A 19,906-nucleotide genomic window follows, 5' to 3' on the forward strand; every position below is an offset into this window, starting at 1 on the left:
GGAGAAAGATGTTAACGAGTGAGCGAGAATTTGATGCTCAGTCCAAAGTCGTGGGTCGACATGGGATAGCTGCTGCCACTGAGCAAGGGTGTGTTGTTTTGAAAATCATAGAAAAATGTCATGGTGAGCATGCGCGAGAGGGTGTAGCTGGCCATGAAATTGAATCGCAAGGCCGTAGTTCCGCTGCTGGCGTTGGTGATTTGTGTGGCAATGTCGCGCAACAGCGAGGCTTGTCGTCGATAGCTCATGTCTAGGTTGAGGGTGAGGTCGCGGTTGACCTCGCGCGATGGTTCATTCGACGGAGCCGATGAAGCGGCTTTCGTTCTCGCAGTGCGACGGCTTTTCGCCGGGCGGCGTTTGCCCATGCCCAGCAGGTTGAAATCGTTGATGCGATAGCCAACGCCCACCACCCAGTCCTTGCTCTGCGCCTCGTTGAGCTGAATGCTCGTGAGGCTAAGGTTAATGCTGCGCACGGTGCGATATTCGAGCTTGGCCGTCAGCCCACTTTCAAACATCATGTCGATGCCGATGAGTGGCGAAAAGGATTCGTTGAGACTCACCATCGCCACATTGAAGCGGCCACTCGGAATGAGGTTTCCTGTGGCGACATCGGTCACGAAGCCCATGCCACGCTCTGCCGCCCAATAGTTGCTGAACGAGGAGTAGGAGCCAACGGAGTAGATGCTGCGATAAGCATGATTGATGTCGAAGCGTTTAAATCGCTCGTTGAACCACGGCAGTCGTGCCAAACCTGCATAGCGCAGAGTCCAGTTGGGCAAGAGATGTGCCAAGGTGGGAAAGAGGTTCAGATGTGCGTTGCCCATGTGGGTGTAGGCCGAGAGGAATGCCGGCACCATGACATCGGCGCTGTAACGATTGACGGTTCCGTTGGCTGGGTTGAAAAGCAGGCCTGCCATGGGCGAACCGGCCGGATAGTGCAGACCTTGATAGCGTTCTTCGATGCGGCTGCGATAGGCATCCAACAAATTGCAGAATCTTGCAAAGGATGCGCTCTGATAACCGCTGCGGGCGTTGCCGATGCCTTCGAAAGCGCCTCGCAGCGAGAGGGTTGTCATGGAAAACGTGCCGCTCTCGAGGGTGGGCTTGTCGGCATACATATATTGAATGCTTTGCGCGCGTGTGGTGTTGCGGGCGGCATTGAGATCGATTTTCATATCGCGGAAAGGCTCTATCACAGCGCGCACTTGCAGGTCTTCGGTGCGTTGTGTGGTAGCGGGCGTGGCAATCGCCGGGTTGAGGAGCAGCCATTGCCTATCTAACGCTTTATCGATGTAGCCGTTGCCGGTCAGTCCCAAGGCAAAATCTAAGCCCGGCGCCAACAATCCATTGTCGCGCCGTTGACCAAAAGCATCGCCGATGGTGGGCATGAAGCCGGGCAAGGTCATCGCGTATTGTTCCCGATAGCTGACATTGATGCTGCGCACCATCATCAGCACACGCGCCAAAGCCAAAGACGATTGATAGCCTTTTGTGGGCTCAAATGGCGCAGTTTCGTGCACAATCAGCATGAGTTTCTGCACCGAATCCACCTTGTTTGTCACTCGGAGTCGATTTTCATCGAGCAACTTATATTTCAACGGATAGAGGCGTCCATCTTCGGTGCGCGCCACAATGCGTAAACGCTTGCTGCGCAAATGATGCGTGACGACGGGCAAGGTGTCGGGCTTGAGCACTATTTCTTGCGCAAACTCTCGTTGCTGTCGGCCGTCGCTGCCAGCAGGATAGGATGCGTTTTGCACAGTGTTTTGCTGCGACGAACGCCGATTGTCCTCGCGCAGCTGGTTGAAACGTTCGTTGGCTTTGCGCAAAAACGGAATGTGGTTGTAGAGCCGTTCGAGATTAAATAAACCGTTGAACGTCAGGCTGCGGTTGTTGGTGATGATGTTGCCCAAGCTCTGATGCGCCGCAGTCTCCGTGCCGCGCACCCACGAATAAGTGGCATGATATTGCCCCTGCAGGCTGGTCCAATCGAAAATGGGGATGAGATGGAGCGGCACTTGATAGGAGAGTGTGAAGGCTTGCTGATAATCCAAGGGTGTCCCGAGATGCCTAATACTCGTCCACACCGAATCTTTCCACGCCTTGTAGCGGTCGGCGTAGAGCGACTTATTAATGGGTGTGTAGGGCTCTTCAATCTGCGCGCGCGTGGCACTTTGGAAATTCAAATGCAAGTTGCGTGTCAAATCCCAGCGAAGCGCAAAGTCACGATTCCACAAGAACTGTTCATTAAAGGTCACAGGCAATGGCGACGCTGTGGGCGCATCGATATTTCGCTCTTGATACTCATAATAATTGCGCGTGAGTTCGGTGTTGAATGCAAGATTTTGGGGTAACCAATTCAAGCCAAAGCGGCGAACAATATCCAGCCAACGCGAAGCATTGCGCAAGTGCTTAAAAGGCTCCCACGGCTGATAGACGGGCGACCAGGCATAGCTCATGGCCCCTCGCCAGCTGTCCTCGTTCTCATAAACGGTGGTTTCTCCGCGCGTATGGCGATGGGCATGACTATAAGAGAACGAGAAATTGGCCGGATCATAGGGCATCGGTGCGCGTGAACTCTGAATGCCAACCCGCGCATTGGCCACCGAGAAATGGGTCTGCACATGCTTCGTCACCGCAATGTCCTCAAGCATTTGGCGTTCCTGGGATGTGCCCGTTTGCAAAGCATCGCGTAGCAACACATCGGTGTCAAGGGGATTATAGCGCGGCTTGCTCGATTCATTCGTGCGTGAATAATAAAGCGGAATGGTGACATGGGCTTTGCGAGGGAAGAACTTCCCCAACTCCAAACTGGTGGTGAGACTATAGGCCGAAACGGCATTCTCTGTGCGTTCGCTCACCGTGCTCTCCAATCCGCCGAAGCCATCGCTCACATAGCGTCCTTGCAGATTGACGGAGCCGAGGTCGGAAAGCTGCATGTTCAGATTGCCATTGGCCGCCCAGCCACCTTTTTGATTATAGTCTTTCAAGCGCAACTCGTTCACCCACACCTCGCCGCTCTTGCTACCTGTCGACAGATTGCGCACACCGATCATGATCGTTCGCACCTCGCCCAACGACGGATTGCCCATGATGGTTCTTAAATTGGCGGGATGCTCAGCATCATAATCCGAATAGGCGCTGGTGAATGAAGCTAAGCCCTGCGCCTTGGCGATGTTGCGTTGGCGCTTCAAATCGGTGAATACCGACAAGGGGATGTCGAGCATATTTTCTATCGGCCACACCGCTTGCCGATCAGTGGGCACATTTAAATGGTAACGCCCCGCAGGCGTCAGACGCAAGGGTATTTGATATTCGTAATAGTTATTACGATAGTCGGAACCCAACCGTATGAAAACAGCCAGCTCGTTATCAGTCAGCGCGGTGGCATTTTGTGCAAAGGCGTTGGCATGCACAAACATCTCCAAGCGCTTGTAACGACGCAAATCGAGCGTGGTGTTTTTGTAAACGGCCTTCGATTCGCCATGGCTCAAATGGTCGACAACCATATTCAATGCGGCTTCATTGCTTTCAATCAGTTGCGCTTGCGTAGGATCCTGCTCACGATTGATGCCCGGCGGAATGACATAATTCACGGGCGTTTTCTCGGCATTCTCCTCAACACTGACAGTGCTCACCGCCATTGTCCCCGTTCCTGCACTGGCATCAAGGTTGTGTTCATAGACTCGCCAATCACCCCGTACAAGGTCTAAGCTGCCAAAACGCAAGACAATGGGATGCTGAAAGCGCGTGAGGAACAAACGCATGAAACGAATGCTGGTGAAATCGGAGATGCCTCCCACGCGACGCTCATAATCGCTTAGCGGAATACGAAACTGATACCAATTCACCGTCTCGGTCTGCCCGTTGCGCAACCGCACATTAGCCTCGCGCTTATCCACAATATGATTGCTGCCCACCACCATATCGTTGGGGCGCAACGAAACATGGTATTGATAATAGCGTTCGTATTCATTCAGCGTATAGTCTTGGTTGATGTCCTCCACATCGGGCGTGGCCTTATAGGCGTTATCATAGCGCGTGTTAGCCGATTCGTTGTCGGGCGAATTGCCTTGTGGATTGTTAATATACTTATAGCGGTGCAAAATATCGGCACGCATTTGGTCATAATCATCCCCGCGGAAATAATGATAGTTGTCGTTAGCGGGGTCGTGCTGAATGGCATTCCACACATCGGCACGCACAATGCTTTGCGCTGTCGTTAAAAAGTTTTGGTAAGAAGGGAAACGACGCTCCTCATCATCGTTCAAACCATTGAGCCCTACATCCTGCAACGCACGCGCGCCGGGCGACGTAGCAAAGGCATAGTTGATAGTTGTAGACGTGGGAATCTTGCCCCATTGCGAGGTGGTAAACTGCTGCGAGCCATCAACGGGCAAGCCACTCTCATAGAATTTCCGCCCATCGTGGAGCACATCTTCTGAAACTTCACCCAAATTGAAATACAAATCGCCGCCATAGGTGTTGGCATTGCTTTGCGTGCGCGAATAAATGAAAGGGTCTAACAGCCAAAACTCCAAATAGGCTATATTGGCACGTTCGAAATCATTGGTGTCGAGTTTCCGCATCATACCTCCCCAATGTTGCTGCGGATTGGGCAGTGTACCATCGGCATTCAGCCCGGGATTGAAGTTATAAGGACCGCGCTCTTCAGGATAATAGGCCACGTTGAGCACGTTTAGTGTTGAGAGTGTGCCGTTGTAATTACTCACATCGCGTTTGGGATAGAGCTCGCGCGTGGATATCTCGCGCACATAATGATTGGAGAGCTGCTCGAGGTCACCGCGAATATGTGCCGGCGTGAGCGAGCTGCTACGCCGCGTAAATAGCGGATCAATGGTGTACCATGCCATTTGCGAGCGGTTAAATCCGCTACTCAACGTCGTTTTGTCCGTGCTCTCGGGAAACATTGCCGGCACACTCGATAACATCCATGAGGTGGGTGTGGAGACATCTATCTTGCTGGCTGCACTTTCAAAGTCGTCAAGATAGGATGCATTGTCTTGCGTATCGTGGTTGCTGCCCGCAAGAAGTTGCGCGAACTCACCCGTAAATCGAAGATAAGAGGGCTGCGTAACATGTAAGAAAGGCAATTTATTGAGCATATCGGTAAGCCACTGACTCTCTTTCTTCCAATTCAGATTTAAGCCCCAAAGCGTGTTGTTCAGCGGTTCTTCTCCCATCACAACTTTATTCATCAAGGGCTGCTCGGAGAGATGTTGAAAGGTTCCGCTGAGCTGAAGGTCATGCGAAAAGTTATATTCCCAATTCAAACCAAACATGGTTTTACGCTGCATGCCATAATTATTGTTGCTTTCAAGCGACACATTCACCGGCGTTCCGGCATTCAAAATGCTTTGGTTTAGGATGGTCACTTCGCCTGCATTATAGTCTACACTATAATCTACGCCTTCTGTCAATTGCACGCCTCCCGCCGTAACCAGTACCGAACCTTGCGGAATGTTATAAGCGCCTAAAGCAATAACATTGTCCGAAGAACCGCGGAATTGCCCCACCAAATGATATTTATTCTTCTCGGCCATCTGCTTGGCCGCCGTCTTTGTGCGATGATAAAGCTCGGTAAAAGCATAACCTTGTGCCACAGCAACACTCACACTACGCGATGTAAGTGCAGCTAAAAGATCGGCTCCAAAAGGTTCGGGTGAGGGGAAATAAACTCGTCCATTGCTCACGGTATAGCCTTCAACATAGTCGAAATAGCCATTGCTATTGGGCCGATTGTTATTGTCTAATCGATCGGCTCCCAAGAGCTTTATCAACGGTTTTGTGCGCACTTGTGGTTCGGGAATATAGTTTAAGTCTACGCCATCGGTGTTGCTTTGATACTTCACATCCAAACGGAAACGCTCGCGTTCCACCCGATCGCCCAAGCGATAGACGTTTTTCATCATCAAGTTCCAGTTGCCTTGCGAGGGGTTGTTATCCGTATTCTTCAACGCTTTCACAAACAACGCCTCGTTGACATTGGTTCTGTCACCGGCAAACTCGCCCACCTGATAGGTCACACCACCATAGGTATAGGAATAGGCCACGGCCACAACCTGATCGGTATTGATGCCCACATTGAGGCTCACGTAGCCCAAAGCCTGATTAACGCTGTATTCAGCACTACTGAGCAAGCGCGCATTCTCCAACTTTTCGTAATCAACACCGCCCACCAAACCCGCACCATCGAGCACCGAAGAAGTTTGATTTACATTGCGCGCCGCAGCATAGGTAGTGCTCATGGCCGCATATTCGGTGTTGGCTTGATTGGCCGGAACAGGCACGCCCGATACCGACCAGAGCGAAGGGCGTAACAAAGTCACCGGCTCTCCCAAATCGGTTAAGGCAACAATGTTGCGCGTGTTGGTCGTGGTTCCCGTGTTGTTGGTCACCCAAATCTCCACACGATTGATTTGCATGCCGGTCATCAGATTAGGCAACTTCGACATGCCTTCAGCATAATGGCTGCGGAAATAATGAGAAAGAAAGAAATGGCGGTTCTCTTCGTAATCAGAAACGTCAATATCGAAGGGCGTTAATTGCACACGTCCCCGCGTTGAAACGCTTTTGGTGGAACTCTTTTTCTGCGAGGCCACGAGTTGCATCTTTAATTTCCCGAACTGTAAATCGGTGCGCAGACCAAACAAAGACATGGCGCCACTGACGAGCGAAGAGTTGCTGGGAAACGACACATTGCCCGCCTCAACCAGCTTAATGATTTCATCGTCTTTGCCCTCGTATTTGAGTTTCAGGTTTTGTGCATCGAAATCAAACGTCGCATCGGTATTATAATTCAGGTTCATGTTCACCTTGTCGCCCACCTTCCCATTCACGTTGAGGTTGATTTTCTCATCGAAATTCATCGTGGTTGTGCGACGGCGATTGAGCGTAAGTGCCGGATTTTCCAAATTCTGATGCGTGAACCCCATGCGCAATTCGGCCGTGCCTTGCGTGCGAATCCGCACACCGCCAGGACCAAAAATCTTCTCGGCCGGTCCTAAATCAAAGTGCATGTCGCTGAAATCAAACTTATCTTTCCCCTTGCGCACAAAGATCTCAGCATTCTTTTTCCGAAAAAAGGCACTCCATTGCTGATGATCGCGCCACCGCAGATATTCGTCTTGCGTCATCATCAGGGGTGCCCCTAAATAGGTTCCGCCTAATTTTTGTCCGAAGATATAGCGTTGGAGCGTGTCGTTAAACGTCACTTGTGGACGCAAATCAATGGGCGTCTGCAAATCCAAACTGCTGCTATCTAAATCGATCCAGCCGATGGGTTGCGTGCGTTGAATGCGCCAACGCGGCTTCACCTTTTGGGGAACAACAAGCGTATCGTGCCGCGGGACAGCCTGTTTTTGTGCATCACGGATTTGCGACGGAAAGGAAATGCCGAAAGCATCGCTAATGACAACCAGCATTAGCAGCCCCAAAAGCAGAAATGTCCTTTGTTGTTTCAAATCCGTTTACCGTGCACTATTTTAATTGTTTCAACGCCGCTTTCACCACCTGTTCAACAGGCATATCGGGTTGTTTTTCTAAAATGGCCACCACAACTTTGGCCGTTGGTGCAGGCGAGAAGCCCAACATGGTGAGCGCAGAGACGGCCTCGTCGCGCACTTCACTATTAACCGAAGAGGCCGAACTGCCGCTCGCCACATGCAATTCGTCGGCAATGCCGCTGGCCATGATTTTATCTTTCAAATCGACAATGATGCGTTGCGCCGTCTTCAGACCGATGCCTTTCACCGATTTAATCAGACGTTCATCGCCATTGGCTATGGCATTGCAGAGTTCTGCAGGGCTCATCGACGAGAGCATCATGCGTGCCGTGTTGGCACCAACTCCCGAAACGGTGATGAGCAGCCGATAGAGTGCACGTTCTTGCTTGGCCACAAAGCCATAGAGCGTGAAGCTGTCATCACGACCACCTGCCGAAAGCACTTCGTGCACATAGAGCTTTACTTGGCGCTTGCCCTGCAAAGCCGTGTAAGTGGTGAGCGAAATGTTGAGTGCATAGCCCACGCCGGCCGCCTCAACCACAGCCAAAGCGGGGGTGAGCTCGGCCAATTCTCCTTTGATGTATTCAATCATTGTTTCTTCTTTTTCGTTTCTACACTTTTAAAACGGGCGCCCAACCGATTTATTGCCAGCGCTCTTGTAGTGCAAATTTATAGGTTTCTATCGAATATGCGGCGGCAAAACAAGGTTAAATAACAATAATTCCCGCCGCGCATGCGCCACGCTTATGGGCTAAAACACTATCTTTGCGCCCAACATTCAAATTGTATTGAGGAAATGATGCAGAAAAAAACATTCGCAAAAGGCCTGTTCACGGCCTGCACAACGCTGGCCATGGTGGCTGTCATGATGAGCGCCATGCCCGCCGAAGAGGTGATGAGTAGAGAAAACGGCGTGACCATCGTCAACACCACCTCGTTGAGTCAAGCGGTAAAAGGATTCAAAGGTGCCACACCCGTGAAAATTTATATCGAAAAAAATAAGATTCTAAAGATTGAGACATTGCCCAATCAAGAAACGCCAAAATACTTTAACAAGGCGAAAACCCTGCTCGAAAAATTTGCCGGCATGCGTATTACCAAAGCCGCAAAGGCCGATGTCGACGGCGTTACCGGAGCCACATTCTCGTCGAAAGCCTTGAAAAAGAATGTGCAATTAGGTTTAGCATACTACCAAAAGCACAAATAGGCGAAACCGCAGGGCGTTCTCATTCGTTTTCAATAAAAACAGGCGAAACCGCAGGGCGTACTCATTCGTTTTCAATAAAAACAAGCGAAACCGCAGGGCGTTCTCATTCGTTTTCAACAAAAACAAGCGAAACCACAGGGCGTTCTCAGCTATTTTTGATAAAAACAAGCGAAACCACAGGGCGTTCTCATTCATTTTTGATAAAAACAAGCGAAACACCAGGGGGTTCTCACCTATTTTTGATAAAAACAAGCGAGATACCGGGGGTGTTTCATCATCGTTCATGAGATGGTGAGCAAAGCCGCTTCACGCAGCAACGCCCAACCCAAAATAACGGAATGCAGGCCGCCTTTTGAGCCAAAATGAGGTTTTAAAGGTCCATCTTCCATAAAAAACAAGCCAAGAGGAGCCAAAAAGCCCCTCTTTTTTATATCTTTGTGGCACGCAACATCCACGATTACATGATATGCAACATTGGAAAGTTCTTTTAATGGCTTGTTTTTTCCCCGCAACACCCCTGCTGGCGCAACACAAAACCGTGCGCAAAAAGAAGCCAAACGTTACGAAGACCATCGACAGCATAGCCGTCAAACGACTCACGCCCACCATGCAATGGGGTGCCACAGACATTGTGACGCAACAGCAAATGAACAAGGGGTTGGTCACCAATTCGCTCAATGCACTGAGCGGACAGGCAGCGGGCGTGAACATTGCAACCGGCGAAGACCGCATGGCACAGCTCAACAGTGTGCGTGTGCGCGGCACCACTTCGCTCACAGGCGGCAACAATCCGCTGGTCATCATCGACGGCATGTACAGCGATTTGGCTACGCTCGCCACCATCTATCCGGCCGACATCGAGCGTTTTGCCATCTTGAAAAATGCCACCGAGACGTCGAAATACGGTTCGCGTGGGGCTTCGGGCGTCATCGAAGTAACCACCAAGAAGGGCAGCAACAGCCCTTTCCGTCTGAGCTACGATGGCACCATCGGATTTGAAACGAGCCACAAAACCATCCCGATGCTTTCGGCCGGCGATTATGTGGCAACGGCCAACGCCCTCCATCTGCCCGTGGTCAACGGGGGCTATGACACCAACTTCCAGAAAGCGCTGTTGCGAACGGGCTTCGTGCAAAATCATCATGTGGCGTTTAGTGGCGGCAACGAGCAAAGCAACTATCGTGCTTCCATTGGCGTGATGGAACACAAAATGGTGGTAAAAGTGAATGCTACGAAAAATTTCACGGCCAAATTCGACCTTTTTCAAAAGGCTTTCAACAATCTGTTAAACATCGAATTTGGCGTGTTTGGCTCATCGCAAAAGAATCATTTCATCTTAGACCCACAGAAACTTTTTTATAGTGCGGCAGCGCAAAACCCCACCTTCCCCGACCACCAAAATGCGCAAGGCGGATGGGACCGCAACGCAACAGCCAGCCAACTCACCTCGCCGTTGGCCGTGCTGTTAGAACAATACGACAACAAAGCGCTCAACTTCAACACCCACATGGGGCTCGACTTCAACCTCACGCCCACACTGCAAATGAAAGCTTTCGGCAGCTACAGCTTCAGTTCGATGGAAGATGCCATATTTCACCCCACTTTCATTTGGGCACAAGGGCAAGCCAATCGGTTGGAACATAAATCCGAGGAATGGGTGGGAAATGCCACTCTGACCTACCGCCGCCAATGGCAAGCCCACGATTTAAAGCTGACCGCCATGGCCGAATATCTGAAAGAGCGTCACGAACGCTTTTGGACGATGGTGAAAGGGTTTACCAACAACCATTTTGGTTATTATAATTTGGCCGCCGGTTCGCTACGCCCTTACGGCGGGACAGGTTCCGACTTCAACGACCCCACACAGGTATCTGTGTTGGGAAGTGCGGTTTACAGCCTGTTGCAACGCTACACATTGGAAGCCAATCTGCGCGCCGATGGCAGCAGTCTGTTTGGCCAGCACAACAAATGGGGGCTGTTTCCGTCGGTCTCAACCACGTGGAATGTCGACAAAGAACCTTTCTTCGCCACGCTCTTCCCCACCCTCAGCCTTTGGAAAATGCGCATGGGCTATGGCACAAGCGGCAATCAGGCGAGCATCGAGTCCTATTATTCGCTCAACCTGGTGCGCCCAACAGGCATCATCAGCTATCAAGGTTTGCCCAAAACGGTGTTGGGCCTCTACCGCAACACCAATCCCGATTTGAAATGGGAGACGCGCAGCACCTTCAACATGGGCATGGACATGGGCTTTTGGATGAATCGGCTCATCGTGAAAGCCGAATTCTATTACAGCACCACGCGCAACATGCTCTACCTTTATGACGTGCCCGTGCCGCCTTTTACCTTCGATAAATTCTTGGCCAACTTGGGCAAAATCAGGAATAGCGGCTTTGAGTTTGGGCTTGGCATCACACCCCTTCAGAAAAAAGACTTAGAACTTAACATCAACATGAACATCGCCTTTCAGCACAATCGCCTGCTGGCTTTGTCGGGCAATTACAAAGGGCGAATGCTCTCGGCCGCCGACATCACGCCCATTGGGAAGCTCAATGGTGCCGGTTTTCATGGCGGCGACAACAACATTGTCTACCAAATCGTGGGGCAACCCTTAGGCGTTTTCTATCTGCCCCATTGCAAAGGTTTAGTGCAAAATGCCGACGGAAGCTATCGTTATAACATCGAAGACCTCGACCACAACGGCACCATCAATCTTGAAGATGGCGGCGACCGTTACATTGCCGGTCAGGCTATGCCCAAATGCACCATGGGTTCGAACATCAGTCTGCGTTTTAAGAATCTCGATGTCTCCCTACAAATCAATGGTGCCTTCGGCCATAAAATTTATAACGGAACGGCACTCACCTACATGAATATGACCAGTTTCCCTGATTATAACGTCATGGCCAAGGCTCCGGCACAAAACATTCACGACCAAATTGCAACCGATTATTGGTTGGAACGTGGCGACTATCTCAATTTCGATTATATCACTGTGGGCTGGAACATTCCGATACGTTCAAAGATTATCAGTGCCTTGCGCGTGGCATGTGCCATCAACAATTTGGCCACGCTCACCGCCTACCATGGCTTAACGCCCATGATCAATAACTATGTTGTAGACGGAACTTTAGGCATTGACGACAAACGTTCCTATCCGCCCTATCGTTCCTATTCATTAGGCATCAGCATTCAATTTTAAAGACTATGAGAAAAATCATCCTTACGCTGCTCCGTCACAGCATGCCGGGCTTGCTTTTATGCCTGACCGCATGCTTAAGCGAAACGCCACACGACCAAATAGCAGAGACCGAGGCCTATACCAACGCCACCGATCTCTATCTAAACACCATCGGTAATCTGTATTTGCAAATCGGAGGCAACCAAGAAAGCCAAGGTTTGCAAGGCACTTATCGCGGCGTTTACGACTTCAACACCTTCACCACCGACGAGGCTATGATTCCCATTCGTGGTGGCGACTGGTATGATGGCGGCTTTTGGCAACGACTTTATCTGCACACCTGGACGCCAGCCGACGAAGCATTGTACAACACTTGGAAATATCTTTATAAGGCCGTGGGGCTGTCTAATCATGCTTTAGCTACCATCACGCGCCACAAAGACTTGCTCACACCAGCGCAATATGACGAATATATGGCCGAGGCGCGCGGACTGAGGGCCCTGTTCTATTTCTACATCATGGACATGTGGGGCAACATTCCGCTCAGCATGACCGACGGAACCGAGGCCAACAACACCCTACAAACACCGCGAAAGGAAGTGGCCGAGACGCTGATTCACGAGCTACAAGCCGCTGCACCCTATCTTTCGCCTGCCCATAGCAACTTGCAAGGCCGCAATTATGGGCGTTTCACGCAGCCCGTAGCCTATTTCTTGCTCTGCAAAATCCTGCTCAACAATCAGGTGTACATGGGGCCGGGCACACATCTTTTCACGGTCGACGGCGTACAAATGAATGCTTTTGAGGCTTGCATTGCCTATTGCCAAAAGATTACAGCGGCAGGCTATACGCTCTCGGCTGACTACAAACAAAACTTTGCGGTGCACAATGAAACCTCGAATGAAAATATCTTCACCATCCCGATGGACAAGCATCTCTACGCCAACGAATATCAATATTTCTTCCGCAGCCGCCACTATCGCCACGGCGACGCATTGGGCATGGCTTCCGAAAATGGCACCTGCGCCACCGTCGCTACAGTCAATGCTTATGGTTATGGCACCCCGAACGAGGACAAACGCTTTGCCATGAATTTCTATAGCGGCACAGTGCGCGTGGATGGTCAGGTCGTTCGCCTCAGCAACGGCCAACCTTTGATTTACGAACCTTTGGCTGCCCGCATCTCACTCACGGGAAGTCCATACGAGAAAACAGCCGGCGCACGCATGGCAAAATATGAAGTCGACCGCACGGCCTATAGCGATGGCAGACTCATCGACAACGACATCGTGCTGTTTCGCTATGCCGATGTGCTGCTGATGCAGGCCGAAGCCTTGGTGAGAAACGGACAGAATGGCGATGCAGAGATGAATTTGGTGCGCCAACGTGTGGGCATGCCGCCGCGTCAAGCCACCTTAGACAACCTGCTGCAAGAACGACTTTTAGAATTGATGTGGGAAGGATGGCGCCGCAACGACCTCGTTCGCTTTGGAAAATTCCAACAGGCCTATGACTTCCGTTTGCCCATTGCGGGCGAGAACACAGGCTTCACCTGCCTGTTTCCCATTCCGAAGAATGCCATCAAACTGAGCCCAACACCCCTGCAACAAAATCCAGGTTATCACTAATGATTCACGTCAACGGAAGCATCCAACGCTATCCGCTGCTGCGCATCACACTTGCCTTGGGCTTAGGTATTGCGATTGAGACGCAGCTTCTATCCCAAGTTACCCCTTGGGTGTGGATAGGGTTTATGGTTGTGAGCATGCTATTGGCACGCCTACTGCGACACGAGCTTGCAAAAAGCGGTTGCCTTTTATGGGCAACCATAGCTTTAGGAGGCTTTTTGGCGCGAACGAGCAGGGCGCAAAACCTGCCCACATTGCCACAAGGCGAGAGCCATTTCGAAGCGGTGATAACCGACATTCCCATTCAAAAAGGAAAGACCTGGCGCTGCGACATTCGCATCATGCGACTCAACAACCATTTGCTGCGACACCCTTTGCTGCTGAAGGCTTCCATTCTCAACTCTCCGCAACACGACATGCACTTAGCCATTGGTCAGGGACTCGTGGCAGATGCCATGCTCGAACCTCTCAGAAACACGCCGCAACAAGTGCATTTCAACTATGCGTTGTGGCTGAAACGGCAAGGCTATGTGGGCGAAACTTTTATCCCCTATTGGCAACTGCGCACACAAAAGCTACCACTTTCCTTACCTTTTTGGCAGAGATTGCAGCTAAAACTGCACTGCATTAGAGCGAAAATGCTATGCTATTTGCACGGCCTTGCACCCAACACGATGGAGAACGCCCTTATCACGGCTTTGATTTTGGGTGAGAAGCGCGCCCTACCCCGCGCCCTCAAAGACGATTTCAACATGGCAGGAGCCAGCCACATCCTGGCACTCTCGGGACTTCATCTCGGTATTATCTTTAGCTTGCTCACACGCATTTTTCGCCGGAGCACCATCGCGCTCACCCTCTCTATCATCGCACTGTGGGCATTTACCTTCCTCATTGGTCTGCCCATCTCGGCCGTTCGCAGCGCCATCATGCTCAGCATGTATTGCATCACTTTCATATTGCAACGCGAAGACAAACCGTTTAATGCCCTTGCCCTGTCGGCTTGCATCATTCTCGTGGCCAATCCTGTCGCTTTGTTTGACGCAGGATTTCAGCTTTCATTCATGGCCGTGTTGGGCATTGCCATTGTCTATCGCCCATTATCGAACTGCTGGAAGCCCCAACTACGCCCCTTGCGCTGGGCGTGGGAACTCACCTGCGTGTCGCTCGCCGCACAATTATTCACCTTTCCTTTAGTGCTCTACTATTTTGGCCGCGTCTCTCCCTATTTTCTTTTGAGCAATTTTGTAGTCATCCCTGCCACCACAGGTTTGCTTTATCTCGCCATCGTGTTGCTCGTGTCCACCCCTATTCACGGCCTGCAACTGCTCGTTTATCACCTGATGCTGCAAATCGCGCAAGGCATGACGGCCGGTGTACGCGGCATCGTGCAACTTCCCGGTGCACAACTGCCCGCCATCTACACCACGCTGTCGCAAACAATTTTGCTCTATGTGGCGCTCTTTGCACTCGTTAGCGCATGGTACAAGTTGCAAGCCAAGCGCGAAGATGCCGCCTTGCTGGCTTAACATCACATAATCGCATTCTAAAACAACCATTTGTCGGCGGTTTTTTATACCTTTGCACGTGCAACTTATAAAGAAAGGATAAAGAAAATGAACACAAAAGAAATTCCCGTGTTGCTGTTAACGGGCTATTTAGGAAGTGGAAAAACAACCTTAGTGAACAGAATTCTGACCAACAAACGCGGTGTGAAGTTTGCCGTGATTGTAAACGATATTGGCGAAGTGAACATTGATGCCGACTTGATTGAGAAGGGAGGCATTGTCGATCAGAAAGACGACAGCTTGGTGGCCTTGCAAAATGGCTGCATTTGCTGCACGCTGAAAATGGACTTGGTGGAACAACTCTGCGACATCATGAGCATGAAGCGATTCGATTATATCGTCATTGAGGCCAGCGGCGTTTGCGAACCCGCACCCATCGCACAAACCATCTGTTCGATTCCCACGATGGGACCGAAATACATCAAAGACGGTATCGCCCGCTTAGACAACATTGTGACCGTGGTGGATGCCCTGCGCATGAAAGATGAGTTTGCCATGGGCAACGACCTCATGCAGAAAAACATCGACGAAGAGGACATTGTCAACCTCATCATCCAGCAAATTGAGTTCTGCAACATGATTTTGCTCAACAAAGCTGCTGAAGTGGAACCCCATGAACTGCAACGCATCAAGCACATCATTCGCGCCCTGCAGCCCAAGGCCGACATCTTAGAATGTAACTATGGCGAGGTGGATTTAGACCAACTCATCAACACCCACCGCTTCAATTTCGACGAAGTGGCTACATCGGCCGCATGGATTGACGCCATTGAGCACCACCATGACGACGAGGAGGAAGAGGAAGAGCACCATCATCATCACGAACATGAGCACGAGGATGACCATGAACACGACGACGAGGAGCACGAACATCATCATCACGAACACGAGCACCATCATCATCACCACCATCACGACGGCGGCGAGGTGGAGGAATATGGCATCGGCACCTTTGTTTATTATCGCCGCAAGCCTTTCGACTTGGTCAACTTCGACCGCTTCATTGCCGAGCATTGGCCCCACGAGGTCATTCGATGCAAAGGCATCTGTTGGTTTAAGGACGAGCCACAAACCTGCTACGTCTTCGAACAAGCGGGCAAACAAATGGGCTTGCGCAACGCCGGACAATGGTATGCCACCATGCCCGAGAAAGAACTCAAACCGCTTTTGGCCGCCAACGAAGGATTGCAAAAAGATTGGAACGAGACCTATGGCGACCGCATGCAAAAGCTCGTGTTCATTGGTCAGCACCTCGACCGCGAGAAAATCACAGCCTATTTAGACGAAATCCTCGTTGACTAATCCCGCCATGACGTTGCAACACATCAAACTCATGGCCTTCGATGCCGACGACACCTTGTGGGATTGCCAATCGCATTTCGACCGCGTAGAGCAGAGTTTCTGCCAACTTCTGGCCGAATATGGCGACGCCCACACGCTGTCGACGGCGCTATTTGAAACCGAGAAACGCAACATGCCCACCCTTGGTTATGGCACAAAAGCCTTCACTTTGTCGCTCATCGAAACGGCCATCGCTGTGTCCAACGGACGAGTGAGCGCGCGCATCATCGAGGAAGTGATGCAAATGGGACGCTCGCTGCTCACCTTTCCCACCACACCTCTGCCCGGTGTTGAAGACACACTCATAGCCCTCAACGCACGAGCCGACCGCGACAACTTCGAAATGATAGTCTTCACCAAAGGCGAATTGCAAGATCAGCTCAACAAATTCAAGCGCTCGGGACTGGCCAACTACTTCGACGACTGCTGCGTGGTGGCCGACAAAACCGAAGCCGAATACCGCCATCTTTGTGTGGAACGCGGCATCAAACCCTCGCAACTCCTGATGATTGGCAACTCGTTTAAATCAGACATTGCACCCGTTTTGGCCATCGGTGCCCACGCCGTGCACGTGCCTTTCAGTGTGGCTTGGAAGATGGAACTGTCCGAAACCTTCGACCACGAACGCCTCACAACGATTGAAAACCTCAACGAATTGCTGTAATCGACATCAAACGCGTCCCCGTTTTATCGAGTAAAAAATAAAGTATCAGCGCCAATAACTACACCTGTAGTTGTGCACTGCTGTTTGACGACAACAGGAACGTTACCCCTCTATTCATCATCATCCTCTTTGAGTTTTTCGCTTGCCTCCACTTTGTCATACACTTTCTTGCAAAGCGCCTTAAATCCTTTCAAATTAAAATAGTTTTTAGCTGCGATATACTCTCTGAATGACTCATGATTATAGAGCGCCTGACCCAAAAGTTCAGTCTCCTCAACACCAAATTTCTTGCAAAACAGATATTGGTAATAACACAAATAGGCTGCAACCTTATAGCATTCCTCCAACGTAAATTCTTCTGCCCAGTCGGGTGTACCTTCCTCATCCTCGCCCATCATGTATTTGATATAAGTATTGATGAGCGAGATTATCTTTGCGTATTCTGCTTTTGCAGGTAGCTTTAGGAGACTTTTCAACAGTCCTTCCCTGATTTCCACATGCGGATGTTTCGTTTTTTTCTTGATGGCAAAGGTTTCCTCGAGAATATAGGATCTTACAACCGTTTCATATTGCACCAGCATATAATCAAGCAACAAACGATTGATTTCCTCATTCTTGTCGTATCCATACTTTTGCAACAGATTGGTAAGAAACCCAAAAGAATTGTTTTTCAGCCATGCAAAAGCTTTCTTACTATCATGAAATATAAATTCGTTTTCATAATATGTTTCCTTGTTGAGGAGCCTATAATAAAGTTTCCCTCGCTTAAATAGCGTCGCATCATAATCTTCCTCGAATATGTCGGGCAGCCCTTTAATAGCTACGGCCGCGTCTATTGTGGGATAGGAGAAGATGTAATTGTAATGCGAAACATAGATGGTTTTATTCCAGAAATAGCTTGCTTCCGAACAGCAATTTTGATTCATAGAGAGCTCTTGCCTTTTGCGTTCAGCGGGATCACCATCCTTAAAAATAAAGCTGCGAAAACCTTGTTGCGCCAAGATAGAATTGTTTTGGGCGATGTCTACACCATAATATTTCAAGATAGCCTTTCGGGCAGTCTCATCGTCCACCGGTTGATAGCCCCGTTTTTTCAATGTCTCATGAATAAGTTCAATGGCAATATCAGTATATTCCACTTGGTCTTTGCGTGACATAACTTCGATGCCGTCCATCCCCACATCAGAGAGCTCCTCGTAATAAGCTCTGATTGGCTTCTCATAAACTTTCAGCAAGTTCTGCTGCTCGGGTGTAGCCGATAAAGTTATCGGGGCGTGCGCTTTCTCACGCGCTTTTTTGCAACCGCTTGTTAGGCCAACGAGCAGCAGCAAGAGTAACAGGTCACGAATATTTTTCATCTGAAATAAAAGAAAATGTTTAATATACGCACAAAAATAAGCATTATATGGTAACATGCCAAATATTCCCTTTGCTTTTATGCCCCTAAACAACAGGCCCTAACATCATGCACAATCCATCAAAAGCCATTCTACACTCACGCGTAATCCACCCAAACGGCGCCAACCGTCCACGCGCAATCCGCCCAAACGAAATCAACCGTCCCACACGCAATCTGCCCAAACGAAACCGTAGGGGCGGACATCCGCGCGCAATTCTCTCAAGCAAAATGCGTAGGGGCGGCGCCTGTGTGCCCGCCCGAACGTTCGCGCAGCGGCGTTTCCATACAAAAATACACGCTTTGTGCGCGGGGAATGAACGATGGATGCGCCCCTGTGGGGCGACACGGGCGGGCACACAGGCACCGCCCCTACCATTTCTCGTGTGGCTCCGTGTCCTAAGGTTGCCGGCGAACAGTCCGCCGACGGACTAAAACAAGAAAAGGTTGCCAGAAGAGGCTCCGCCGATGGACTAAAACAAGAAAAGGTTGCCGGAAAAGGCTCTGCCGACGGACTAAAACGAGAAAAGGTTGGCGGAAGAGGCTCTGCCGATGGACTAAAACAAGAAAAGGTTGCCGGAAGAGGCTCTGCCGATGGACTAAAACAAGAAATGGTTGCCAGAAGAGGCTCCGCCGACGGACTAAATCGAGAAAAGGTTGCCGGAAGAGGCTCCGCCGATGGACTAAAACGAGAAAAGGTTGCCGGAAGAGGCTCCGCCGACGGACTAAAACAAGAAAAGGTTGCCGGAAGAGGCTCTGCCGATGGACAAAATCGAAAATGATTGCCGGAAGAGGCTCCGCCGACGGACTAAAACGAAAAAGGTCGCCGGAAGAGGCTCCGCCGATGGACTAAAACGAAAAAGGTTGCCGGAAGAGGCTCCGCCGATGGACTAATTCGAGAAAAGGTTGCCGGAAGAGGCTCTGCCGATGGACTAAAACAAGAAAAGGTCGCCGGAAGAGGCTCCGCCGATGGACTAAAACAAGAAAAGGTCGCCGGAAGAGGCTCTGCCGATGGACTAAAACAAGAAAAGGTTGCTGGCGAGGTGCTCGCCGATGGACAAAATCGAAAAAGGTTGCTGGCGAGGTGCTCGCCGACGGACTAAATCGAGAAAAGGTTGCTGGCGAGGTGCTCACCGACGGACAAAAACAAGAAATGATTGCTGGCGAGGTGCTCGCCGACGGACTAAAACAAGAAATGATTGCCGGCGAGGTGCTCGCCGACGGACTAAATCAAGAAAAGGTTGCTGGCGAGGTGCTCGCCGACGGACTAAATCGAGAAAAGGTTGCTGGCGAGGTGCTCGCCGCCGACTATCCGTGTGGTTTATCGCAGGAAAGGGGTTCGTCCGACGAGATGACAGCAGGGTATGATGGCAGATAGGCCTTTGCCGGCGAGATGAT

12 protein-coding genes are annotated in these 19,906 nt (G+C 50.6%); 8 read left to right on the forward strand and 4 right to left on the reverse strand.

The window, feature by feature from the left end:
* Nucleotides 1-11 precede the first annotated feature (11 nt).
* Both sov and ruvA read right to left on the reverse strand, forming a co-directional pair.
* Nucleotides 12-7,445 carry a T9SS outer membrane translocon Sov/SprA gene (gene sov / locus HMPREF9431_RS03950; RefSeq protein ID WP_050795614.1) on the reverse strand — a complete coding sequence of 2,478 codons (7,434 nt, stop codon included), beginning with the start codon at nucleotides 7,443-7,445 and terminating at the stop codon, nucleotides 12-14.
* 55 nt (nucleotides 7,446-7,500) lie between these two features.
* Entirely contained in the window at nucleotides 7,501-8,118 is a 618-nt protein-coding gene (ruvA, locus tag HMPREF9431_RS03955; protein ID WP_004379840.1) for a Holliday junction branch migration protein RuvA, read from the reverse strand.
* Nucleotides 8,119-8,325: 207 nt separating this feature from the next.
* On the opposite strand from ruvA, the gene HMPREF9431_RS03960 reads away from it, so the two are divergent.
* Complete coding sequence (locus HMPREF9431_RS03960) at nucleotides 8,326-8,733, forward strand: FMN-binding protein (RefSeq protein ID WP_040561108.1); 408 nt, start codon at nucleotides 8,326-8,328, stop codon at nucleotides 8,731-8,733.
* Here HMPREF9431_RS03960 and HMPREF9431_RS03965 read toward each other — a convergent pair.
* Nucleotides 8,707-9,018, reverse strand: a complete 312-nt coding sequence (locus tag HMPREF9431_RS03965) for a hypothetical protein (protein ID WP_040560819.1) — start codon at nucleotides 9,016-9,018, stop codon at nucleotides 8,707-8,709. The genes HMPREF9431_RS03960 and HMPREF9431_RS03965 overlap by 27 nt on opposite strands.
* Before the next feature lie 181 nt (nucleotides 9,019-9,199).
* Here HMPREF9431_RS03965 and HMPREF9431_RS03975 point away from each other — a divergent pair, with 181 nt between their 5' ends.
* The 5 genes from HMPREF9431_RS03975 to HMPREF9431_RS03995 all read left to right on the forward strand — a co-directional run bounded on the left by HMPREF9431_RS03975 (nucleotide 9,200) and on the right by HMPREF9431_RS03995 (nucleotide 17,112).
* On the forward strand, nucleotides 9,200-11,935 hold the full coding sequence (locus tag HMPREF9431_RS03975) for a SusC/RagA family TonB-linked outer membrane protein (protein ID WP_155812932.1): 2,736 nt from the start codon (nucleotides 9,200-9,202) through the stop codon (nucleotides 11,933-11,935).
* A 5-nt stretch (nucleotides 11,936-11,940) separates the two neighbouring features.
* Nucleotides 11,941-13,542: a RagB/SusD family nutrient uptake outer membrane protein gene (locus HMPREF9431_RS03980; protein ID WP_004379843.1), complete on the forward strand. Its 1,602-nt coding sequence runs from the start codon at nucleotides 11,941-11,943 to the stop codon at nucleotides 13,540-13,542.
* Complete coding sequence (locus tag HMPREF9431_RS03985) at nucleotides 13,542-15,068, forward strand: ComEC/Rec2 family competence protein (RefSeq protein ID WP_004379844.1); 1,527 nt, start codon at nucleotides 13,542-13,544, stop codon at nucleotides 15,066-15,068. Before HMPREF9431_RS03980 ends, HMPREF9431_RS03985 begins: the two co-directional genes overlap by 1 nt.
* A gap of 87 nt (nucleotides 15,069-15,155) precedes the next feature.
* Entirely contained in the window at nucleotides 15,156-16,409 is a 1,254-nt protein-coding gene (locus tag HMPREF9431_RS03990; protein ID WP_004379845.1) for a CobW family GTP-binding protein, read from the forward strand.
* Nucleotides 16,410-16,416: 7 nt separating this feature from the next.
* Entirely contained in the window at nucleotides 16,417-17,112 is a 696-nt protein-coding gene (locus HMPREF9431_RS03995; RefSeq protein WP_004379846.1) for an HAD family hydrolase, read from the forward strand.
* A gap of 110 nt (nucleotides 17,113-17,222) precedes the next feature.
* On the opposite strand, the gene HMPREF9431_RS04000 is transcribed toward HMPREF9431_RS03995, so the two are convergent.
* Nucleotides 17,223-18,470, reverse strand: coding sequence for a hypothetical protein (locus HMPREF9431_RS04000; protein ID WP_004379847.1), 1,248 nt, complete (start codon nucleotides 18,468-18,470; stop codon nucleotides 17,223-17,225).
* Nucleotides 18,471-18,831: 361 nt separating this feature from the next.
* Here HMPREF9431_RS04000 and HMPREF9431_RS04005 point away from each other — a divergent pair, with 361 nt between their 5' ends.
* A complete protein-coding gene (locus HMPREF9431_RS04005; RefSeq protein WP_004379848.1) occupies nucleotides 18,832-19,290 on the forward strand; it encodes a hypothetical protein in 459 nt (152 codons plus the stop codon).
* A gap of 302 nt (nucleotides 19,291-19,592) precedes the next feature.
* Nucleotides 19,593-19,886 carry a hypothetical protein gene (locus HMPREF9431_RS12800; RefSeq protein ID WP_004379849.1) on the forward strand — a complete coding sequence of 98 codons (294 nt, stop codon included), beginning with the start codon at nucleotides 19,593-19,595 and terminating at the stop codon, nucleotides 19,884-19,886.
* Nucleotides 19,887-19,906 lie beyond the last annotated feature (20 nt).

This window comes from Segatella oulorum F0390 (genome assembly GCF_000224615.1).
Classification (GTDB): Bacteria; Bacteroidota; Bacteroidia; order Bacteroidales; family Bacteroidaceae; genus Prevotella; species Prevotella oulorum.